Consider the following 18,885-nt stretch of genomic DNA (forward strand, 5'->3'; position numbering starts at 1 on the left):
TGCCGCCTGTTTACACCATTCGATACCTTCTATAGACGTGCTCACCCATACATCTGAGACGGTGGTTTTTTTGAAGGTGAATTTTGGTGGGTTCGTTCCGCTCAGCACGGTGGACTGGCGGGGAAGGGCTGTCTGCACGGTATTCCTGCGCGGCTGCCCGGTTCGCTGCCATTACTGCCAGAATATGGCCATTCTGAGCGGCACGGACGAGCGGGAGGTCGGGGAGGTGCTCGATATGATCCGCGACTCCACACTTCTCGCCACCGGTGTCGTCTTCTCAGGGGGAGAGGCCACGATGCAGAAGGATGCCCTCATCGCCCTTGCACGCGGCGTGCGGGAGATGGGGCTCGGCGTCTGCATCCAGACCAATGGGGTGTTTCCGGCGACTATCCGCGCTCTCCTGGCCGAACGGCTCCTTGATAAGGTCGCACTTGATATCAAGACCCGCTGGAACCACTATAAAAATCTCTTCGGGAAGGATGTCGGCGATCAGGTGCGCGAGTCCCTGCAGGTCTGCACGCAGGCCTATCAGGACGGCGTCCTCCCCGAGTTCGAGGTTGTCGTCACCACCTTCCGGGGGTGCGAGGACGACATCCCCTATATTGCCCGGGAGGCGGCGGGGGTCGACCTCGTGCTCCAGCAGGGGATCATCCCTGGCGTGGCGCCGCTCAGCACCCGGGAACTTGCGGGGATCGCCGACCGTCTGGGGCGGACCGTGAAGATCCGCAGCCGGGAAGACGGCGAGATCATCTACGAGGGGCGCCGCATCCTCCGCGGTGCGAGCATCGATGTAAGCAGCATTGAACAGACATGGGAGTCCAGATGAAGGTCATCGGTGTTGTCGGGATGCCGGCGAGTGGCAAGGGTGAGTTCTCCCGGATTGCCGCCGACCGGGGCATTCCGGTGGTGGTAATGGGAGATATGATCCGGCGTGCGGTCAGGGAGGCAGGCCTCCCGATGACCGACGAGAACCTGGGGGCGGTATCGGCGCAGATGCGGGCGCGATACGGCATGGCGGCCGTCGCCCATCTGACCGTCCCGGCCGTGGAGGAGAGCGGCGCCCCCGTCGCCCTGATCGACGGCATCAGGGGCGGCGCCGAGGTGGCGATCTTCCGCGAACACTTCCCCTGCTTCCTGCTCGTCGGAATCCGGTCAGACTTTGATATGCGCCTTGAACGTCTCGGCAACCGGGGGCGGTCCGACGATTCCCGGTCGGCCGACGACCTCAGGAGGAGGGACGAGAGGGAACGCGGCTGGGGGCTCGCTGAGGCCATCGAGATGGCGGACGTGTTCATCGAGAACGAGGGGACGATGGCAGAGTATGCCGCACGCGTGGCCCGTCTCCTCGATGCTGTGGGGGGATGCCCGTGACGGTCCGGCCCTATTTCGCCTCCTCGTCCAAGGTCTGGGAGGACGTGGCCTGGATCTTCGGTATCGAGGAGGCCGGTTTTGCGGGCTGGGAGATCTCGGCCGATGGCAACTACCGCCTGGACGAACCGGCGAAGAAGAAGCGGGTGGTGGAAACGCTGGCGAGCACCACTCTCGACGCCACCGTCCACGCCCCCTATACCGACCTGAACCCGGCCTCCATCAACGACCCCATCTGGCAGGAATCGGTGCGGCAGATATGCGCCTGCGTGGAGAATGCCGCAGATTTCACCGACCGGGTGACGATGCACCCCGGCTACCTCTCCCCGGCCGGAAAACTCCTCCCCGGCCGCGTCTGGGATCAGCAGAAAGAGGCCCTCCGGATCATCGGGCGGTGCGGCGAGGAGAACGGCGTGCTCGTCTGCCTGGAGAACATGATCAATATCCCCGAATTCCTCTGCCACGACCCCTATGAGCTCCTGGGGATCACCGGCGGGATCGAGGGCATCGGCGTCACCTTCGACATCGGTCATGCCAACACCGTCGGGAATGTCGGCGATTTCCTGAAGGAGATCGGCAATGCCAGCCACCTGCACATCCACGACAACCACGGCAGCAGCGACGAGCACCTCCCCCTCGGCGACGGCACCATCGACTGGGAAGCCGCGGGGCATGCGATCGCCGGCGGCTACCATGGCGGCATCGCCGTCGTCGAGGGGCGCAACCTCGACGAGGCGGAGCGGAGTCTCCAGATTTTCAGGAGGTGTTTTGTATAGCCGGCGAGACATTGCAGGTCTATTTCCTGGGAACGGCCGGCGCCCTCCCCACCCCCAACCGCAACCCCTCGTGCGTGATGATCCGGCGGGGCTCGGACACCCTCCTCTTCGACTGCGGTGAGGGTGCGCAGCAGCAGATGATGCGCGCCCGGACCGGTTTTCTCGTGGACGCCATCTTTATCACCCACTGGCACGCCGACCACTTCCTGGGCGTGCTCGGGCTGGTGCAGACCCTTTCGTTCAACGGCCGCACCGACCCGCTCACGGTCTACGGGCCCGAGGGGATCGTCGAGTTCGTCGAGCACACCCTCGCCATCGGCAAGACTAAACTGGGATTTGATCTCAGGCCCGTCCTCCTCTCCCCCGGATCGATCGTCCGCTTCGACGGCTATCAGGTGGAGGCGTTCGCGACCTGCCACGGCATGGTAAGTCTGGGCTATGTGCTCAGGGAAGACGGAAGACCGGGCAGGTTCGACCGGGAGACGGCGATCACCCTGGGCGTCCCGCCCGGTCCCCTCTTTGGCAGGCTCCAGCGGGGAGGGGACGTTGTGGTCGTACGGGATGGTGCGGAGGTGACGATCACCCCTGATCAGGTGCTTGGCCCCCCGCGGCCCGGCCGGATGGTCGTCTATTCCGGGGATACGCGTCCCCTCCACCACGGCCCGGAGGAGGGGCTGACCGGGGCCGACCTGCTGATCCACGACGCCACCTTCGACGACACCGAGCGGGGCCGCGCCGCCGAGGTCTTCCATTCAACGGCAGGAGAGGCCGGAGAGGCGGCAGCGGCGCTGAAAGCCAGACAGCTTGCCCTTGTTCACATGAGTTCCCGCTATACCTCGACGGTAAACCATATACAGGATGCAGGGAAGAGTTTTGATGGTGAGGTCATCGCACCGTCTGATCTCATGATGATCGAGATACCATTCAGGGAGTGAAGAGTAAATGGCCGGGGAGAGCGAGGAGGATGGCAGTCGGTGCGGGGCGCGAGCGGCGCCTCTTTCTGACCGGGCTTGCCGCACTCGTCTTCAGCACGATCGCCGCGGTGCTGGCCGGTTCCTACCTCTCCTCCGTCAGTGACCTGCTCATCCTCATCCCCGGGCTGATGGTGCTCGTCCCGCCGACGATCAACATGCGCGGAAGCATCTCCGGGGTGCTTGCCTCTCGCATCTCCTCCTCCATGCACCTCGGTGAGTTCACCGGCGGCTTCGAGGGAGATGGCGTGCTGCTCCAGAACCTCCATGCCTCTTTGCTGCTCACGATCGCCACATCGGTGGCGCTCGGGCTGATCGCTCCCGCTGTCAGCGCCCTCATCGGCATCCCGGTGATCGCCGCCGCCGATCTCGTCCTCATATCGGTGCTCGCCGGTCTGGTCTCCGGGCTCATCGTCATGGGGTTCACGGTGCTCATCGCCGTCCTCTCCTATCGACGGAGCGTGGATATGGACATGATCGCCGCCCCGGCGGTCACAACGCTCGGCGACCTCGTCACCATCCCGGCCCTTGCGCTGGCGGCCCCACTGGTCCTCTCGGTCCCGGAGGGCGGGAGGGGTCTGCTGCTCATTGCCGTGCTGCTCGGTGTCGCCCTGCTCAGCCTCCACTCCTGGAGGAGGGGGGAGCGGGTGCACGAGGTCGTGGGGGAGGTGCTCCCGCTGCTCATTCCCCTCCTGATCCTGGGCACGTTTGCAGGCGTCACCTACTCCGCCGGCCTCGAGCGCCTGGTCACCACCGGCGCCCTTCTCATCCTGATCCCTCCCTTTGCCGGCATCTGCGGATCGATCGGGGGGATCCTCTGCTCCCGGATCGGTACCGGCATGCACCTGGGTGTCATTGATCCTGAACCTGTCCCCTCGCGGGCCGTCGGCATCCAGTTTGCCTGGACCTACCTCTACACCCTGATCCTGCTCCCCCTGATGGCGACGTGCGCCCATATCGCCGCCCTGCTGATGGGTGTATCCTCGCCCGGTCTCCTCACCATGGTGACGATCGCCACTTTGGCCGGTGCGATCGTCATGACCCTGGTCAACGGCATCGCCTACCTGACGGCGATGATCTCGTTCCGCTATGGCTACGACCCCGACAACTTCGGGATCCCGGTGATCACCTCCTCAATCGACCTGCTCGGGGCGGTGGCATTGATGTCTGTGATCTCCCTCTTCCTCATCTGAAGGGGGATCAAACGAGTCAGATGGATCGTGAACGGCCTGGATCCCGCCCAGATCGGCCTGTTCCTCCTCGCAGGAGGGTTCAGGATGCGATCCGCCCCCTGTTCGTGCGGACGCCGTAGAAACGAAAAAGCAATGTGCCGGTATGACCATCGTACTTCGGCCATGCTGCCTGCAGGGAACTACCTGTTAATATACCCCCGTATCGATACTTTAATACAAGACGGAATGCGCTCATGATGGAAGTCGAGTATCAGCCGACAAGTCTCAAGGATGTTCTGGTTGAGATGAAGGATATCTCAGAGCTGATGGTTGACCTTGCCTATTCTGCAATCCTCTTTGAGAGTCGGGAGATCGCCGGTGAGGTGGAGAACCTCGAGGAGATCATGAACCGGCACGTCTATCAGGCCCGTATCTCCGCCATGCTGGGTGCGCGGCGGGTGGAGGAGGCCGAGGCGATGAGCGGTCTGTTGCAGATCGCCGAATCGGCGGAACGGATCGCCAACTCTGCGGCGGACGTCGCCCGACTGGTGCTCAAAGGGGCGAAATTCCCGCAGAAACTCCGGGAAGCCCTGCCTGAGGCGGAGGAAGTGACGATACGCCTGGAGGTCGCGGCCGGATCGGCGCTCGACGGGCGGCGCCTTGGCGAGGTGAAACTGCAGAGCCGGTCGGGCATGCGGGTGATCGCCATCAGGCGGGGAAACGGCTGGATCTATGACCCCGACAAGCACTCGGTGATCCGGTCTGGCGATATCCTGCTTGCAAAGGGGATCGGTGCAGGCATGGCGCCCATTCACGAGATGGCCGGCACCTCCCCAGAACCGCACCGGGAATGGTCACATGCAGGCGTCGTCGACGACCTGGACCGCGCCGTTGCCCTGATCATCGAGATGAAGAACCTCTCCGAACTGGCGGTCGGTCTTGCCTATACCGCCCTCCTCTTCACCAATGAGGACCTTGCCGAGGAGGTCGTCAATCTTGACGGTCAGATGGAGGACATGCGCTACCAGTTCGACCTCTGGGTGCTCGGGGCGGCGAAACGGATCGAGAACGTGGAATACCTGAGAGGGCTGCTCTATCTCCCCCCCTTCGCCGAGACCATCGGCGGTGCCGCCCTGGGTATCGCCGACGTGCTGCTGCGGGAGATCGAGATACCCCCGGTCTTCAGGATGATTGTCCGGGAGTCCGACGAGATCATCACCCGTTTTGCGGTGGCGGCAGGGTCGGGCCTCGCCGGCAGGAGCCTCAGGGAGGCATCGCTCGGCACCGTCACCGGCATGGTGGTGCTCGCCATCCGGCGCGGGGCGGACCGCTGGATATACCGTCCCGGCCGGGACGAGCGCCTCAACCCGGGCGATCTCATCATCGCAAAGGGCCGAAGAGACGGTGAGGAGAGGCTTGCCCTCCTCTGCTCACCGGAGAACAGATAACGATCACTACCCAAGAGAGAACAACAATGGCAGATTCATACGAAACCGTCGTATACAGCCTCAGCCCGAACTGCGGGCTCGGGGAGGTTGAAGAAGGTCTGATTTATGCGGGAACGGTCCAGGGGTTTGCAAACTTCGGAACGTTTGTACAGCTGAATGCACGCCTCAAGGGACTTGTCCATAAAAGCAATATCCTGCAGGAGCACGAGGAGCGGGACCAGATCTTTGTCAGGGTCATCAATATCCGGAACAACGGCAATATCGACCTTGCAGAAGTCATACCGAAGGTGTTCAGGCTTGAGACCGTCACCAAGGCCTTTAAGGTGACGAAACTCGCCGAGATCGGGAAACAGGTCGGCCGGAGCGTCACGCTCGAGACGAAGGTCGCTCAGATCAAGCAGACGAGCGGCCCGACGATCTTCACCCTGGTCGATGAGTCAGGGAGCGGCAATGCGGCGGCGTTCATCGAGGCAGGCGTGCGGGCCTATCCTGAGGTGGAACTCGGCAATGCCGTGCTCGTCACCGGCGAGGTGATGCGGCGGCAGAACCAGCTCCAGATCGAGGTGAGCTCCATGCAGGTGCTGAGCGGCGATGAGGGGCAGGCCGTCCATACCCGGATCGAGGAGGCCCTCGACGCCCGCGCCGAACCCGAGGATATCCCGCTCCTGGTCGAGAGCGAGGTGATGACGGCGCTGCGGCCAGAGCTCCGGAAGGTGGCGAAACTGATCCGGCGGGCGGTACTTGAGGCGCAGCCGATCATCCTCCGCCACCATGCCGATGCCGACGGCATCTGTGCGGCGGTGGCCGTGGAGCAGGCGGTAATCTCCCTGATGCGCGAGGAGGGGGACGACCTGGACACCGCCTACTATCTCTTCAAGCGCTCCCCCTCAAAGGCGCCCTTCTATGAGATCGAGGACATCACCCGCGACCTGGACTTCGCCCTGAAGGACCACGAGCGGTTCGGGCAGAAACTCCCCCTGATCGTGCTGATGGACAACGGTTCCACCGAGGAGGACATCCCCTCGATGAAGATGGCGAGGGTCTACGGTCTCCCGATGATCGTCGTGGACCACCACCACCCGGACGCCATCGTGGACGAGTATCTGATCGCCCATGCCAACCCCTACCATGTGGGCGGGGACTTCGGGATTACGGCCGGCATGCTCGGCGCCGAAGTGGCTCGTCTGATCTACCCGGGGATCTCGGACCGGATCCGGCACCTGCCCGCCGTGGCGGGCGTCGGCGACCGGAGCGAGGCGCCCGAACGGCAGCGGTTCCTGGACCTGGTCAGTGAGGACTATTCCGAGGATGAGTGCAAGGACATCGCCCTGGCCCTGGACTACGAACAGTTCTGGCTCCGGTTCAATGACGGCCGCGAACTCGTCAAGGACATCCTTAACCTCAAGGACGATCCCGCTCTCCAGAAGCGCCTGGTCTCCCTGCTCGTCGAGGAGGCGAATGCAGCGATCGAGGAGCAGATGGCGGCGTCCATGCCCCATGTGACCGAGGAGATCCTCCCCAACGGCGCCAATCTCTTCAGGATCGACGTGGAGATCTTCGCCCACCGCTTCACCTTCCCGCCGCCGGGCAAGACCTCCGGGGAGATCCACGACCGTCTCTGCCGGCAGCACCCGGGCGAACCGGTGGTCACCCTCGGTTTTGGGCCGGACTTTGCCGTGCTCCGCTCCCGCGGCGTGATGATGAATATCCCGCGCATGGTCCGGGAGCTCCGTGACGAGATTACCGGCGGTGGAATCAATGGCGGCGGTCACCTGGTCGTCGGATCGATCAAGTTCGTCGAGGGGATGCGCAAGGCCGCCCTCGACGGTCTGGTCGAGAAGATCGGGCAGGCCCCGACTGAAACCCCCCGGACCTGAATCCACACACGCTTCTTTTTTCCGGGCCGGCGAAAGGAATAAGACGAGGCCGGATGATTCTTCGGCGAGGTAATCCCATGTCCAGTACCAATCGTCATGTCGGCGGCGTCTTTCTGATCTGTCTCGTCGCTGTGCTGTTCGTCGCCTCGATCTCGGCACCGGCAGGGGCGCGGGGCGCCGCCATATCCGATGTCCAGCCTGGAGATACGATCTTTGTCTACGAGGAGGGGCTGGACCTCTCCGCACTCCGGAACGCCGCCACCGGAAACCCGGTAACGGCGCTGCAGCGTTTCACCGACGACAATACGGCAAAAGGTCTTATCGCCGAGATACCTGTCCCCGACGACACCGATTTCGACCTGATCGATGCCTCAGTCGGCGGGAACACCGGGCTGTATTATGCCTACTCGCAGGCGGACGGACTGACCGGCAACCGCGTCTATGTCCGCTACCCGGAGGTGAGCATCGAGGCAGTGCTCGCCAGTCCGAACCATGCGGACCGCATCACCGGCATCACCATCCCTGTGGGCACACCCATTGCCCTGCGGGTGGTCTCGCCCTTTGTCGGCACCGACTATATCGCCGGCACCACCCATGCCTCGGTGGATATCGTGGTCACCACGCCGGGCGGAGCGGAGTTGACCTCGTTCGGGGGGACGAACCTTGCCAATCTGCCGGTCACTTCGCCGCAGTTCTATACCGATGATCCGGGGGTCGGCGGTCCAATCGTGCTCGATCGCCTGGAGGAGGGAGCCTATCAGATGCAGGCACGCTGGCGGACCCCACAGGGCTTTGCCGATTCTGCAGCTGATTCCAATATCATCACCTTCTCGGTCGGCGACCGGATCGGGGTGGACGTGACCGTCGTGCCGACCACGCCCCCGACAACGGCAGTGCCGACGACGGTTCCGGTGACAACCGCACCGACGATCACAACACCGCCCCAGACCACGACCGAAACCCCGGTGACGACCGAACCGACGACGGTTCCGGTGACGACCGAACCGACGCCTGTGCCCCTCTCTCTCTTCCCGGTTGTCGGCGCCCTCTGTCTGGCGGTGCTGGCGGTGGGGAGACGCTAACCTCTTTTTTTATGCTGTGATGAACCGTGGGTATTGCCGGCGAAGGAATGGTTATCCGAAGATATATGCCGGAAAAACAAAAAGATATTTATAATGCCCTGTTGATATGAATATCACGCCGAGGTACCGGGATGGCTGATAAAAAAAGTATCCGGGAGCAGTATAACGACACGCAGAATCGGATCGTACTATATCTCAAAAGCGGCATTCGGAAAGGGAAACACTACTTCAAGTCCAAATATATTGCCAAGGAACTCGGGCTTTCCGCCAAGGAAGTCGGAACAAATCTTGCCATCCTTGCGGAAATCTGTGATGAACTGGAGATCACCAGGTGGAGTTATTCGAACTCGACCACCTGGATGGTGAGTCCGCGGGCGGCATAATTATATTCCTGCCCCCCGATAATCTGGGTATGGAAAAGATCATCTCTTTTGAATCCGAGATCGAGTTTGTTGCCAGGATCAACGAGCATAAGGACTGCATCATGCAGCAGGGCCCTGGTGGTTCTGCTGAGGCCGATCCCGAGCAACTCTGGTTTAATATCGATGTGCCCAAGGGCCACGGTCTGAAGGCCGGGGACCGGGTGAGGATCTCGGTGGAAAAGATCTGAGAGTAATAAATTTTTTTGTGTTTCTTTTTTTGGCATCGGTGGCGTACCGGTTTTTGTGGATTCTGGAGAGGAATTAGTGGTATAGGGCATTTATGGGGCAGGATTACAATATCGAAATGCATATTAGGGATAAATCAGATCAACTCCCAGATGGATCGGCCAAAACTCAAACTCTGTGTTTTCGGTGCGTTCAATGCCGGTAAATCCACTTTTATCCAGTCGCTCGATCCCGCTACACGCCATATCGAGGCGAACTGCACCGGCGGGACGACGACGGTGGCACTGGATTTCGGGCGGGTGGAGATCAGTGACAGGATGGTGTATCTCTTCGGGACACCGGGACAGGAGCGGTTTGAGTTCGTTCGCCAGATCCTTTCCCGCGGCATGGACGGCGCCATCATCATCGTGGACTCCACCGCCGGACCGGACGAGATCACGGCCGACCTCTCGGTGTGGCTGAACCGCCTGGGGGTCCCGGTCGTCTTCATGCTGAACAAGTGCGATATGCCGGATTCGACCCCCTCCCGCTTTGCCCCCCTTGTTGGGGACGCCTCGGTTCACCTGATCTCGGCGAAAAATGGCGAAAATGTCCGTGAAGCATTATCAGCGTTTGTGGACACCATTGCCGGGTGAAACCTGCGCAAAAACAAATACTATATCTTTTCTGAAACGCCACATGGGGATGATGGCATGGAAAGGGATTGCTCTGCTCCCCGGACTCATCTGTCTCGGCATCCTGGCCCTGACCGCCGGGTGTGCGGGGATCGGATTCGGGGACGTGATCTATTCAGACGGGAGCCTGCAGGTCGTCGTCAATAATCCGGGCGAGGCGGTCGATGCCACCGTCCAGGTGACGGTCTTCTCGACCAACGGCGTCTCTCAGACCGAGGTGGCGAACTTTGTCAGACCGACAACCCTTGAACCCGGGACGAACGCCTTCGAGTTCGAGGTGGACCTCGAACCCGGCACCTATAAACTCTATCTCTATATCAGCAAGGGCACCGAACGGAGCGTATCGGTGATCCGGGACATTACGGTGTAAACGATGGACCCTACAATCGAAGCGGCGCGGGGTCTGGCGCCCGCCGATATCCTGGTCAGGGATGCAACCCTCTTCAACCCCTTCACCTGCGGATGGTCAGAGACCTCCTTTGCAGTGAAAGACGGCACCGTGATCGGCACCGGCGAGTATGAAGCGGCAGAGGTGCTGGACCTCGGGGGGCGGCGGGTCGTCCCCGGCCTCATCGACTCCCATGTGCATATCGAGAGTTCGCTCCTCACCCCTGGCGAGTACGCCCGTTGCGTCATACCCTGCGGTACGACGACGGTCGTTGCCGACCCGCACGAGATCGCCAATGTCTCGGGGGCGGAGGGGATCGAGTTCATGCTCTCCGAGGCCACGAAGACGCCGCTCTCCCTGCTGGTCGCCCTCCCATCCTGCGTGCCGGCCACCCCGGCAGACGTCGGGGGTGCGGTGCTCTCCGCCGAGGACCTGCAGCGCTTCTCAAGACGGAAAGGGGTGATCGGGCTCGGGGAGATGATGAACGTACCCGGCGTGCTGAACGGTGACCCCGAGGTCTGGAAAAAAATGAAGGTCTCAGGGGTCAGGGACGGTCATGCCCCTCTGCTCTCTGGAAAAGACCTGAATGCCTATATTTGCGCCGGCCTCCAGAGCGATCATGAGTGCACCTCTTATGAGGAGGCGCTGGAGAAACTCCAGAAGGGCATGTATGTCATGATGCGTGAGGGTTCCACCGAGCGGAACCTGGAGGCGCTCGCCCCCCTGCTCACGCCCTGCACCGCATCACGCTGCTGCCTGGCCACTGACGACCGCCATGCCGACATGCTGGTGGACAGGGGGCATATCGACGGCTGCATCAGGACGCTGCTCGGCTGCGGCGTCCCGCTCGAACTCTGCCTGCGGGCGGCAACGCTCTCGGCCGCCGAGCGCTTTGGACTCTCCGACCGCGGGGCGATCGCTCCGGGCAGGCGCGCTGATTTCTGCGTTCTGGAGAATGGTGAGGAGTTCAGGGTGGCGGAAACCTATATCCTGGGCCGGAAATACGGCGACCCCGGCCACCGGAAGACCTCCTGCCCGGCACCGCAGATCACCTGCCGCATGCCCACACCGGCCGACCTCAAGATCGATGGATCGGGTCCGGCGCGGGTGATCGGGCTTGTGCCCGGCCAGATTGTGACGGAAGCGCTCCAGGCCGATATTGAGTGCGATGCCGTCCCTGACACCGACGCCGATCTCCTCAAGTGCATCGTCTGCGACCGGTACCGGGGCGAAGGTGCCGGCCTTGGTCTTGTCCGCGGTTTCGGGCTCCGGAGAGGGGCCATCGCCGCAAGCGTCTCCCACGACGCCCACAACATCGTCGCCGTCGGTGTTACGGATGACGAGATCATCCGGGCCGTCGGCGAGGTGATCCGGGCGCGGGGCGGTATGGTAGCCGTTGACGGCGAGACGGTCGAGGTGCTCCCCCTCCCCTGCGGCGGGCTGATGGCCCCGGCGCCCTACCCTGAGGTGGTGGCGGCTCTCCGCCGTCTCGGTGAGGTCACGGCGGGCATGGGGGCGATCGACGATCCCTTCATGTACCTCTCGTTCCTTGCCCTCACCGTGATACCCTCCCTGCGGGTGACGCCCCGAGGTCTCTTCGACGGCAACCTCTTTGCCGATGTTCCCCTCTTTATTGAAGTGTCATGAGTGACGAACACATCATCGAGGCGATCGGCAGAGCAAGGGTCGTCGTGCGGGACGGGCAGGTCGTCGAGGTCGGCGAGCCCCTGATCCGCTCCTGCCCCCTGGCCGAGCGGTTCGGCAGACCGGTGCGGGAGATGACGAAAGAGGCGATCCGGGAGAACATCGAGGAACGGATCCGCTCCTTCGGGATGTGCACGCCGGACCGGAAGGTGCTTGCAGACCCGGACTTCGTGCTCTTCGGTGCGTCGGAACTGATATCCTGCGCCATCCGCAACGGACTCCTCGACAGTGCCGTCATCGCCTGCGATGGTGCCGGCACTCTGGTGGCGCAGAACCCGCGTCTGGTGCAGGGCGTCGGCGGCAGAATGTCAGGGCTGGTGAAGACCTCCCCCATTCCCCCTGTGATCGAACGGATCGAGGCGAACGGCGGACGTGTCCTCGACCCCGCTACGGCGCCGATTGACCAGGTGAAGGGCGTGGGCCTTGCCCGCGACATGGGGTGCCGGCGGGTGGCGGTCACCGTCGCCGGCGCCGCCGAGGCGGAGGAGATCCGCCGCCTCTACCCGGAGAGCATCATCGTCGCTGTCCACACCACCGGGTTATCGGCCAAAGAATCTGAGCGTCTGGTTGCCGTCGCCGACATCGTCACCGTCTGCGCATCCCTGCACCTCCGCGAGGCGGCCGGAAGGGTGGCGCTCCTTCAGGGCGGGGCCGCCATCCCGGTCTTTGCACTGACGCAACAGGGCAAGGATGTCATTCTCGAGAAGATCCGGGAGACCGACACCCCGGTCTATATTAAGGGCGAACGCCTGCCGGTGAGCGGTGGGCGCCAGCCCGAACCCCTCCTCTGATTCGTTGAACCGGGCGGTTCAGGGAATACCTCACCCGGTTCAACCGAAGAACTCCGGATATTTGGGCAATATATCCCATATCCACCTCAATTTTTCTTCTGGAAACAACATGGGGGGCCGTTCCTGTGCGGCCCCGTCATATGGAGGTATGAAATGAGACTGAATCTCTGGATTGTTCTTCTGATCGCCCTTCTGCTGCCTGCATCGGCGTGTGCGGCAGACGTGGATACCTATGACGCCGCTGCACAGGTGACCGTCACCGACATTGCGATCGATCCCGCTGTTCTGATGGAGGACGACACCGCCACGGTGACCGTCACCGTCCAGAATACCGGAACAGGAAGCGTGGCCATCTCCCGTGCCGCCCTCTATGGCACCGATATCTCGGTGCTCAACACCGGCACCTATGACTCGGTCGGGGAGATCGGTGCGGGCACCTCAAAGCAGTTCACCTTCACCGTCCGGGCCGACTGCGCCGACGGCATCTACTACCCCTCGTTCTACCTGGACTTCAGGGACGCCGGGAGCCTCCGCTGCCCGGTACCGGTGACGGTCCAGAGCAACGAGGTGCAGATCTCGGTGATGGACATACCGGACGTCTTCACCGCTGATAAAAAGGAGACGGTCAGCCTGCTCGTCGGCAACCCGCGCCAGAACACGGTGAACGGCGTCACCCTCACCCCTTCGGGCGAGGGGATCGAGTGCACCCAGTCCTCGGTGTTCATCGGCAATCTGGCCCCCGACGGGTCGGCAGAGGTGAGTCTGGATGTTTCGGCCTCCCAATCCACCGACCTCGTGCTGACCGTGACCTACCGGAACGGGATCAACACCCATACCGAGGTGCTCACCCTGCCGATCGAGGTGGGGATCTCCAAGACCGACCCGATCATGGTGGTCAACAACCTGGAGGTGACCTCCAGCGGCAGTGGTTATGAGGTGAGCGGCGACGTGAGCAACGCCGGTCTTGAGGACGCCATGTCGGTGATCGTCACGGTCGGCAGTCCGGCGAAGGCAACCGACCCCTATCCGATGTACGTGATCGGTTCCCTGGAGTCCGACGATTTCTCGAGCTTTGAGGTGACCTTCAGCGGGCAGGGGCTCACATCGGTCCCGATCGTCATCGACTACAAGGACAGAGACGGCAACGACTACCAGACCACCTATACACTGGACATGAACGGCGGGTTCGCATCGGCAGGGGACAACGCTGACGCCTCTTCCGTCCAGGCTTCCGGTTTCTCCGGGCCGGGCGGCGGCCGCGGCGGCATGATGATGCCCGGCATGTCGGGTGCGGGTTTTGCCGGACTCCCGCTGCTGCAGATCGCCGGCGGCATCGTCGTCGTCATCGCCGCCATCGTCGCCTGGAAGAAGGGGCTCTTCAGCCGCGCCCGCACCGCCCTGCAGAACCGCAGGAAGAAGGAGTGAGGGGAGGAGAGGATGAGCAGTGCTCCGGTCATCAGCCTGAGGGATGTGACCCGGGTCTACTCCATTCCCGCCGGGGATGTGGTGGCCCTCGACGGCGTCTCTCTCGATATCATGGAGGGGGAGTTCGTGGCGATCATGGGGCCGTCGGGCTCCGGCAAGTCCACCCTGCTCAACCAGATCGGCAGCCTGGACGTCCCGACGTCGGGCGACCTCTTCATCGACGGGCGGAACATCAGGGAGATGAACGACGACGAACTCACCGACCTGCGGCGCGACACCATCGGCTACATCTTCCAGCGCTTCAACCTCATCCCCCTGCTCACCCTGCTTGAGAACGTGGAGTACCCGCTGATCCTGAAATACGGGCGGCGGGACACGAGCGGGCGACCGGCCGAACTGTTGCGGATGGTCGGGCTGGAGGGGTCGATCCTGGAGCATACCCCGAACGAGATCTCGGGCGGGCAGCAGCAGCGGGTGGCGATCGCCCGCGCCCTGGTGAACGACCCGCAGATCCTGCTCTGCGACGAACCCACCGGCAACCTGGACACAAAGACGGGCGAACAGATCATGGAAATTCTCACGGATCTCAACCGGCAGGGTCGGACGATCATCATGGTCACCCATGACCCGGCAACGGCGGAGTATGCCCACCGCACGATCGTGATCAGGGATGGGAGGATTGTCTCATGAGCAACATCGTCTTCGACCTGGCGCTCAGGAATGTGAGGAGACATTTTCTCAGATCGGTGCTGGCCGCCATCGGGATCGTGATCGGTGTCATTGCCATCACCTCCCTTGGAATGATGGGGGCGAATATGACCCTCTCGATCACCGAGACGCTCTCGGCGAACAGCGATATCATCAAGGTCACGCCTGACAGCGGCGGTGGCGGCGGGATGATGATGGGCCCAGGAGGGGGCAGCGGATCGGGCAGCGATGAGGACGAGTATATCGACGACGATCAACTCAAGGACATCATGCAGGCCGCAAGCCCGAACACCGTCATCCCGGTGTATTCGGAGAGAGAGGATATCTCGGTCGGCGATAGGGAGGGCAGCGCAACCATCTACGGCCTGGCCGAAGAGGACGTGCCGGTGTTTCTCACGGCGGCGAACGGCACCCTGCTGAAGAGCACCTCGAGCGCTCTCGTGGGGCCGGGGCTGGTCGAACGCTACGACATCAAGATCGGGAGCAGGATCGAGATCGGCGACGAGGATAGCGACGAGGGGACGAGCACCGTCCGTGTCGTCGGCATCCTCGAGGAGCGCGGGATGACCTATGATATCAGCACCGACAACGCCATCGTGGTCTCCGACCGCTGGTTCACCAGCTTCTTCGGGGGCGAGGGCGAGTACGATGAGGTGATCATCAAGATGGACGACATCACCGAGATCGAGGAGGTCGAGGAGGCGATCGACGATTCCCTCAACCGCAGGGATGACGAGGTCACCATCTCCGATGCATCCGGGATGCTGGACTCGATCACCTCCTCGATCACCACCCTGACCTCGATGATGACCGGGATTGGCGCCGTCTCCCTGCTGGTGGCGGCGGTGAGCATCTTCAACGTCATGATGATGTCGGTGACCGAACGGATCCGCGAGATCGGTATCCTGAGGAGCATCGGCACCCGGCGAAGCATGGTGCGGCGGATGTTCCTCTACGAGGCCTTCATCCTGGGGGTCGTGGGTGCGGGCATCGGCGCCGTGCTGAGCATCTTCATCGGCTACCTGGTGGTCGTGGGCATGGTGGGGACGACGGCATATTTCTTCACCGTCGATAGCCTCATCTATGTCCCCTATGGGATGGCGATCGGGATCGTGATCTGCGTGCTCTCCGGCGTCTATCCGGCATGGAAGGCGGCGGACCTCGATCCCATACAGGCGCTGGCGACCGAGTGAGGGGGAGGGGGAGCCCCCCTTCCCGGCAGAAGGGTATTGAGATACACAGAACAATGGAATGATGACATGAGGCAGGACGACGGGCGGCATACGCTGGTGGTGGAGAAGGACCAGGACTTCTTGGACGAACTCTCGGAATATCTCGATATTCTCGGGAACCCGACGAGGCTGCGGATCCTGAAATCCATCGAGCGCACGCCCAAGGACATCAGGACGATCTCACGGGAGATTGAGACCAGTTATGAGAACACCAAGAAGCATGTCGATAAACTCCTCACCGTAGGGGTGATCCGGAAAGAGGCGGGCATGAGCGCCCCGACCGCCAAGGGCGTCCACCCGGTCTGGAAGTACTCGGTGATCCCGGGCGGTCTGGAGGCGATCATCCAGAACCTGGGGCTGTTCGGGAACCTGCAGGTCACCTTCGGCGATTCTGATCTGGGACCCCGGATCGAGGAGGTGCTGGGGCGCGTGGCTGGCGAGTTCGGGCCGAAGGGGGCGGTGGCGGTGGTGGTCGGCGGACCGCAGGATGGTCAGGTCTTCCCGATCCTGGGCGAGAGCGTTGCGGTCGGCCGCGCTGATCCGGCGGCTGAAGGGACGATCGATCCCGAGCGCGATATCGTGCTCTCCGACGATTACGCGGCGGTCACCCGGATCTCCCGCCCTCATTGCCGAATTTTCCGGGCAGGCGGCGGGTGGCAGGTCGAGGACCGCGGCAGCACCGGCGGGACGGCGGTGAACAGCACCCGCATCGGGACCGGGATCCGGACAGGGCTCAGGGACGGCGATATCATCGATCTCGGGAAGGGCGTGAAGGGTGCCCGCCTGGTCTTTAAAGTGATGCGAGAGGAGGAATAAACGGCTCTCTTCCCCTCCCTGCCGACGTGCATCTGCTTATAAACGATGAGTGGCAAGCTACTTCTGGATATATCCGAGTCTGCGGGCGCCCCCCCGCATCGCCGGAGAGAATAAGGTGATATTATGCGTGGAGCGGTCTGGACGGTAGTGGTTCTGTTCTTCTCCATCCTTCTCTGCTCATCGCCGGTCATGGCCGCCGCAGAGGGGGGTGGAGGGGCCGGGGCGGCGTTCCGACAACACCAGGATGCCGACTCTCTGGCGATGTTCCAGTCACTCCTCGAGGGCAGGGAGAACCTGTCTGCCGCCCTGAACGAGACCCCCGGCAGGGCGGAATTCGATCCCGTGCGGACCCCTGGTGGCATGAACATCAGTGACCGGGATCCCGGGATCATGGGGCCGGCGATGGCCGTCGGCGGGGCGTATGTCATCTTTCTGGTCACCTTTGGCCTCTCGGCGCTCGCCCTGCTGCTGCTCTCCCGCTCAGGGGAGCGGTGGTCTGCAGGATACCGGTTCAGCGGCGGTCGTGCTGCTGCCCTTGCCCTCGGCTGCTGTTATGGGGCGCTTGCCCTGGCAATCGGGCTCCTCTCCATACCGGTCTTCTCGTTTTTCTCCACCTCGATGATGGTAGGGGATCTCGATCCGTGGAGTCTGATCGTGGCCTTCCTGATGGTCTATGGGCTGCTCTCCTCCCTCGTGCTGGCCTATGGCAGCTTCGCCCGGCAGCCGCGGCTCCTGGTCCAGGCCTGCCATCCCCTCCCACCGCTCGCCTTCGCCGCTATCATGCTTGGCACGGGACTCCCGGCCTTCCGCGGGCTTGAGAACGATCCCCTGATTCTTGTGGTCGTGGTGCTCTCGGTGCTCCTGCCCTACGTCCACTTCCGACTCCTCTCACGGGTGCCGGCGGCGGAGGGCGACGAACCGCCCCGCCGGTCGGCGGTGACGACGGTGGTGGGTGACCTGCCGGCGACCGTCAGGAGCGCCGAGACCTTCCCCCCCGACCTCTCGGAGCGCTATATGGACCCGGAGATCGTCGGGCGGGGGGGAATGGCCCTGGTCTTCAGGGCACGGCGGCGGGAGGACGGCGAGACCGTGGCGGTGAAGGTGCCGATCCGCTACGACGAGGTGGCCGGGCACTGTTTTATGAAGGAGATGAACCTCTGGAAGGGGCTCAGCCATGAGAACATCGTGAAGGTGTACGCCTACAACATTCTGCCGGTGCCCTTTGTCGAGATGGAGTATGTGGGGCCGTCGCTTGCAGAGGTCGAGACGCCCTGTCCCCCGGCGGAGGCGGTGCGGATCATCAGTGGGGTCGCCGCCGGCCTCGCCCATGCCCATGCGGGGGGGCTGGTCCACCGCGACATCAAGCCCGGCAACATCCTGATGGCCGCAGACGGCACCCCGAAGATCACCGACTGGGGGCTTGGCAAGGACCTGACCGAGAGCGGGGAGACCCGCTTTGTCGCTTTTTCCCTGGATTATTCGGCACCGGAACAGATCTCGCCCGGTCGGTTCGGCCGCCCTGATGCCCGCACCGACATCTTCCAGACCGGCGTCGTGCTCTACGAACTCCTCACCGGGCGGTTGCCCTTTGCCGGCGAGGGTATTGGCGGGATCAGCGTCGCCATCCTCACTACCGAACCGACGCCTCCCTCTGCGGTCGATCCCGGCCTGGAGGCGTTCGACGCCGTCATCGCCCGCTGCCTGGCAAAAGAGCAGGACAGACGCTATCAGTCGATCGGGGAGTTTGTGTCTGATCTCGAGGGGCTCGGCTGAAAATTTATCTTGCGGGGGTGAAGGGGGGGGAGCGGGAAGGCCCCGGTCAACAGGTGCGGGGATGAAAGCGGA

At 62.9% G+C, this 18,885-nt stretch carries 19 protein-coding genes; all 19 read left to right on the forward strand.

The window, feature by feature from the left end; translation table 11 throughout:
• The first annotated feature begins 76 nt into the window (after nt 1-76).
• The 19 genes from CUJ86_RS05125 (at nt 77) to CUJ86_RS05215 (ending at nt 18,813) form a co-directional block, all read left to right on the forward strand.
• The gene (locus CUJ86_RS05125) at nt 77-826 is read left to right on the forward strand and encodes an anaerobic ribonucleoside-triphosphate reductase activating protein (protein WP_328590957.1); all 750 of its coding nucleotides are present in this window, start codon (nt 77-79) and stop codon (nt 824-826) included.
• Entirely contained in the window at nt 823-1,371 is a 549-nt protein-coding gene (locus tag CUJ86_RS05130; RefSeq protein ID WP_130646488.1) for an AAA family ATPase, read from the forward strand. Before CUJ86_RS05125 ends, CUJ86_RS05130 begins: the two co-directional genes overlap by 4 nt.
• On the forward strand, nt 1,368-2,144 hold the full coding sequence (locus CUJ86_RS05135) for a sugar phosphate isomerase/epimerase family protein (protein WP_130646840.1): 777 nt from the start codon (nt 1,368-1,370) through the stop codon (nt 2,142-2,144). The genes CUJ86_RS05130 and CUJ86_RS05135 overlap by 4 nt, the downstream gene beginning before the upstream one ends.
• Nucleotides 2,141-3,079 (forward strand): ribonuclease Z, encoded by a 939-nt coding sequence (rnz, locus tag CUJ86_RS05140; RefSeq protein ID WP_165394814.1) that lies wholly within the window; start codon nt 2,141-2,143, stop codon nt 3,077-3,079. The genes CUJ86_RS05135 and rnz overlap by 4 nt, the downstream gene beginning before the upstream one ends.
• 29 nt (nt 3,080-3,108) lie before the next feature.
• Nucleotides 3,109-4,308 carry a magnesium transporter gene (locus CUJ86_RS05145; protein ID WP_130646490.1) on the forward strand — a complete coding sequence of 400 codons (1,200 nt, stop codon included), beginning with the start codon at nt 3,109-3,111 and terminating at the stop codon, nt 4,306-4,308.
• A 233-nt stretch (nt 4,309-4,541) separates the two neighbouring features.
• Nucleotides 4,542-5,735 carry a potassium channel family protein gene (locus tag CUJ86_RS05150; RefSeq protein ID WP_130646491.1) on the forward strand — a complete coding sequence of 398 codons (1,194 nt, stop codon included), beginning with the start codon at nt 4,542-4,544 and terminating at the stop codon, nt 5,733-5,735.
• Nucleotides 5,736-5,761: 26 nt separating this feature from the next.
• Complete coding sequence (locus CUJ86_RS05155) at nt 5,762-7,612, forward strand: DHH family phosphoesterase (protein WP_130646492.1); 1,851 nt, start codon at nt 5,762-5,764, stop codon at nt 7,610-7,612.
• 77 nt (nt 7,613-7,689) lie between these two features.
• The gene (locus tag CUJ86_RS05160) at nt 7,690-8,694 is read left to right on the forward strand and encodes a DUF3821 domain-containing protein (protein ID WP_165394785.1); all 1,005 of its coding nucleotides are present in this window, start codon (nt 7,690-7,692) and stop codon (nt 8,692-8,694) included.
• Between the two features lie 131 nt (nt 8,695-8,825).
• The gene (locus CUJ86_RS05165; protein WP_130646494.1) at nt 8,826-9,077 is read left to right on the forward strand and encodes a DUF7123 family protein; all 252 of its coding nucleotides are present in this window, start codon (nt 8,826-8,828) and stop codon (nt 9,075-9,077) included.
• A 29-nt stretch (nt 9,078-9,106) separates the two neighbouring features.
• Nucleotides 9,107-9,304 carry a hypothetical protein gene (locus CUJ86_RS05170; RefSeq protein WP_130646495.1) on the forward strand — a complete coding sequence of 66 codons (198 nt, stop codon included), beginning with the start codon at nt 9,107-9,109 and terminating at the stop codon, nt 9,302-9,304.
• Between the two features lie 150 nt (nt 9,305-9,454).
• A complete protein-coding gene (locus CUJ86_RS05175) occupies nt 9,455-9,937 on the forward strand; it encodes a GTP-binding protein (protein ID WP_130646496.1) in 483 nt (160 codons plus the stop codon).
• 49 nt (nt 9,938-9,986) lie between these two features.
• A complete protein-coding gene (locus tag CUJ86_RS05180; protein WP_130646497.1) occupies nt 9,987-10,346 on the forward strand; it encodes a hypothetical protein in 360 nt (119 codons plus the stop codon).
• 3 nt (nt 10,347-10,349) lie between these two features.
• Nucleotides 10,350-12,011, forward strand: a complete 1,662-nt coding sequence (gene ade, locus CUJ86_RS05185; RefSeq protein ID WP_130646498.1) for an adenine deaminase — start codon at nt 10,350-10,352, stop codon at nt 12,009-12,011.
• Nucleotides 12,008-12,859, forward strand: coding sequence for a methanogenesis marker 8 protein (locus tag CUJ86_RS05190; protein WP_130646499.1), 852 nt, complete (start codon nt 12,008-12,010; stop codon nt 12,857-12,859). The genes ade and CUJ86_RS05190 overlap by 4 nt, the downstream gene beginning before the upstream one ends.
• A 153-nt stretch (nt 12,860-13,012) precedes the next feature.
• Nucleotides 13,013-14,284 carry a COG1361 S-layer family protein gene (locus CUJ86_RS05195; protein WP_130646500.1) on the forward strand — a complete coding sequence of 424 codons (1,272 nt, stop codon included), beginning with the start codon at nt 13,013-13,015 and terminating at the stop codon, nt 14,282-14,284.
• Nucleotides 14,285-14,296: 12 nt separating this feature from the next.
• Complete coding sequence (locus CUJ86_RS05200) at nt 14,297-14,974, forward strand: ABC transporter ATP-binding protein (RefSeq protein ID WP_130646501.1); 678 nt, start codon at nt 14,297-14,299, stop codon at nt 14,972-14,974.
• Nucleotides 14,971-16,185, forward strand: a complete 1,215-nt coding sequence (locus tag CUJ86_RS05205) for an ABC transporter permease (RefSeq protein WP_130646502.1) — start codon at nt 14,971-14,973, stop codon at nt 16,183-16,185. Before CUJ86_RS05200 ends, CUJ86_RS05205 begins: the two co-directional genes overlap by 4 nt.
• A 66-nt stretch (nt 16,186-16,251) precedes the next feature.
• Nucleotides 16,252-17,040 (forward strand): FHA domain-containing protein, encoded by a 789-nt coding sequence (locus tag CUJ86_RS05210; RefSeq protein ID WP_130646503.1) that lies wholly within the window; start codon nt 16,252-16,254, stop codon nt 17,038-17,040.
• A gap of 123 nt (nt 17,041-17,163) precedes the next feature.
• The gene (locus tag CUJ86_RS05215) at nt 17,164-18,813 is read left to right on the forward strand and encodes a serine/threonine-protein kinase (RefSeq protein WP_130646504.1); all 1,650 of its coding nucleotides are present in this window, start codon (nt 17,164-17,166) and stop codon (nt 18,811-18,813) included.
• Nucleotides 18,814-18,885: the final 72 nt, after the last annotated feature.

The organism is Methanofollis fontis, from assembly GCF_004297185.1.
In the GTDB taxonomy this organism is placed as follows: Archaea; Halobacteriota; Methanomicrobia; order Methanomicrobiales; family Methanofollaceae; genus Methanofollis; species Methanofollis fontis.

Excerpts from the sequence above, each read along its gene's own strand:
- CUJ86_RS05180 (WP_130646497.1), top strand. The coding sequence starts at position 9,987 with ATGATGGCATGGAAAGGGATTGCTCTGCTCCCCGGACTCATCTGTCTC.
- CUJ86_RS05190 (WP_130646499.1), top strand. The coding sequence starts at position 12,008 with ATGAGTGACGAACACATCATCGAGGCGATCGGCAGAGCAAGGGTCGTC.
- CUJ86_RS05210 (WP_130646503.1), top strand. The coding sequence starts at position 16,252 with ATGAGGCAGGACGACGGGCGGCATACGCTGGTGGTGGAGAAGGACCAG.
- CUJ86_RS05165 (WP_130646494.1), top strand. The coding sequence starts at position 8,826 with ATGGCTGATAAAAAAAGTATCCGGGAGCAGTATAACGACACGCAGAAT.
- CUJ86_RS05145 (WP_130646490.1), top strand. The coding sequence starts at position 3,109 with ATGGCAGTCGGTGCGGGGCGCGAGCGGCGCCTCTTTCTGACCGGGCTT.
- CUJ86_RS05200 (WP_130646501.1), top strand. The coding sequence starts at position 14,297 with ATGAGCAGTGCTCCGGTCATCAGCCTGAGGGATGTGACCCGGGTCTAC.
- CUJ86_RS05170 (WP_130646495.1), top strand. The coding sequence starts at position 9,107 with ATGGAAAAGATCATCTCTTTTGAATCCGAGATCGAGTTTGTTGCCAGG.
- CUJ86_RS05205 (WP_130646502.1), top strand. The coding sequence starts at position 14,971 with ATGAGCAACATCGTCTTCGACCTGGCGCTCAGGAATGTGAGGAGACAT.
- CUJ86_RS05195 (WP_130646500.1), top strand. The coding sequence starts at position 13,013 with ATGAGACTGAATCTCTGGATTGTTCTTCTGATCGCCCTTCTGCTGCCT.
- CUJ86_RS05215 (WP_130646504.1), top strand. The coding sequence starts at position 17,164 with ATGCGTGGAGCGGTCTGGACGGTAGTGGTTCTGTTCTTCTCCATCCTT.
- CUJ86_RS05155 (WP_130646492.1), top strand. The coding sequence starts at position 5,762 with ATGGCAGATTCATACGAAACCGTCGTATACAGCCTCAGCCCGAACTGC.
- ade (WP_130646498.1), top strand. The coding sequence starts at position 10,350 with ATGGACCCTACAATCGAAGCGGCGCGGGGTCTGGCGCCCGCCGATATC.
- CUJ86_RS05160 (WP_165394785.1), top strand. The coding sequence starts at position 7,690 with ATGTCCAGTACCAATCGTCATGTCGGCGGCGTCTTTCTGATCTGTCTC.
- CUJ86_RS05150 (WP_130646491.1), top strand. The coding sequence starts at position 4,542 with ATGATGGAAGTCGAGTATCAGCCGACAAGTCTCAAGGATGTTCTGGTT.
- CUJ86_RS05130 (WP_130646488.1), top strand. The coding sequence starts at position 823 with ATGAAGGTCATCGGTGTTGTCGGGATGCCGGCGAGTGGCAAGGGTGAG.
- CUJ86_RS05175 (WP_130646496.1), top strand. The coding sequence starts at position 9,455 with ATGGATCGGCCAAAACTCAAACTCTGTGTTTTCGGTGCGTTCAATGCC.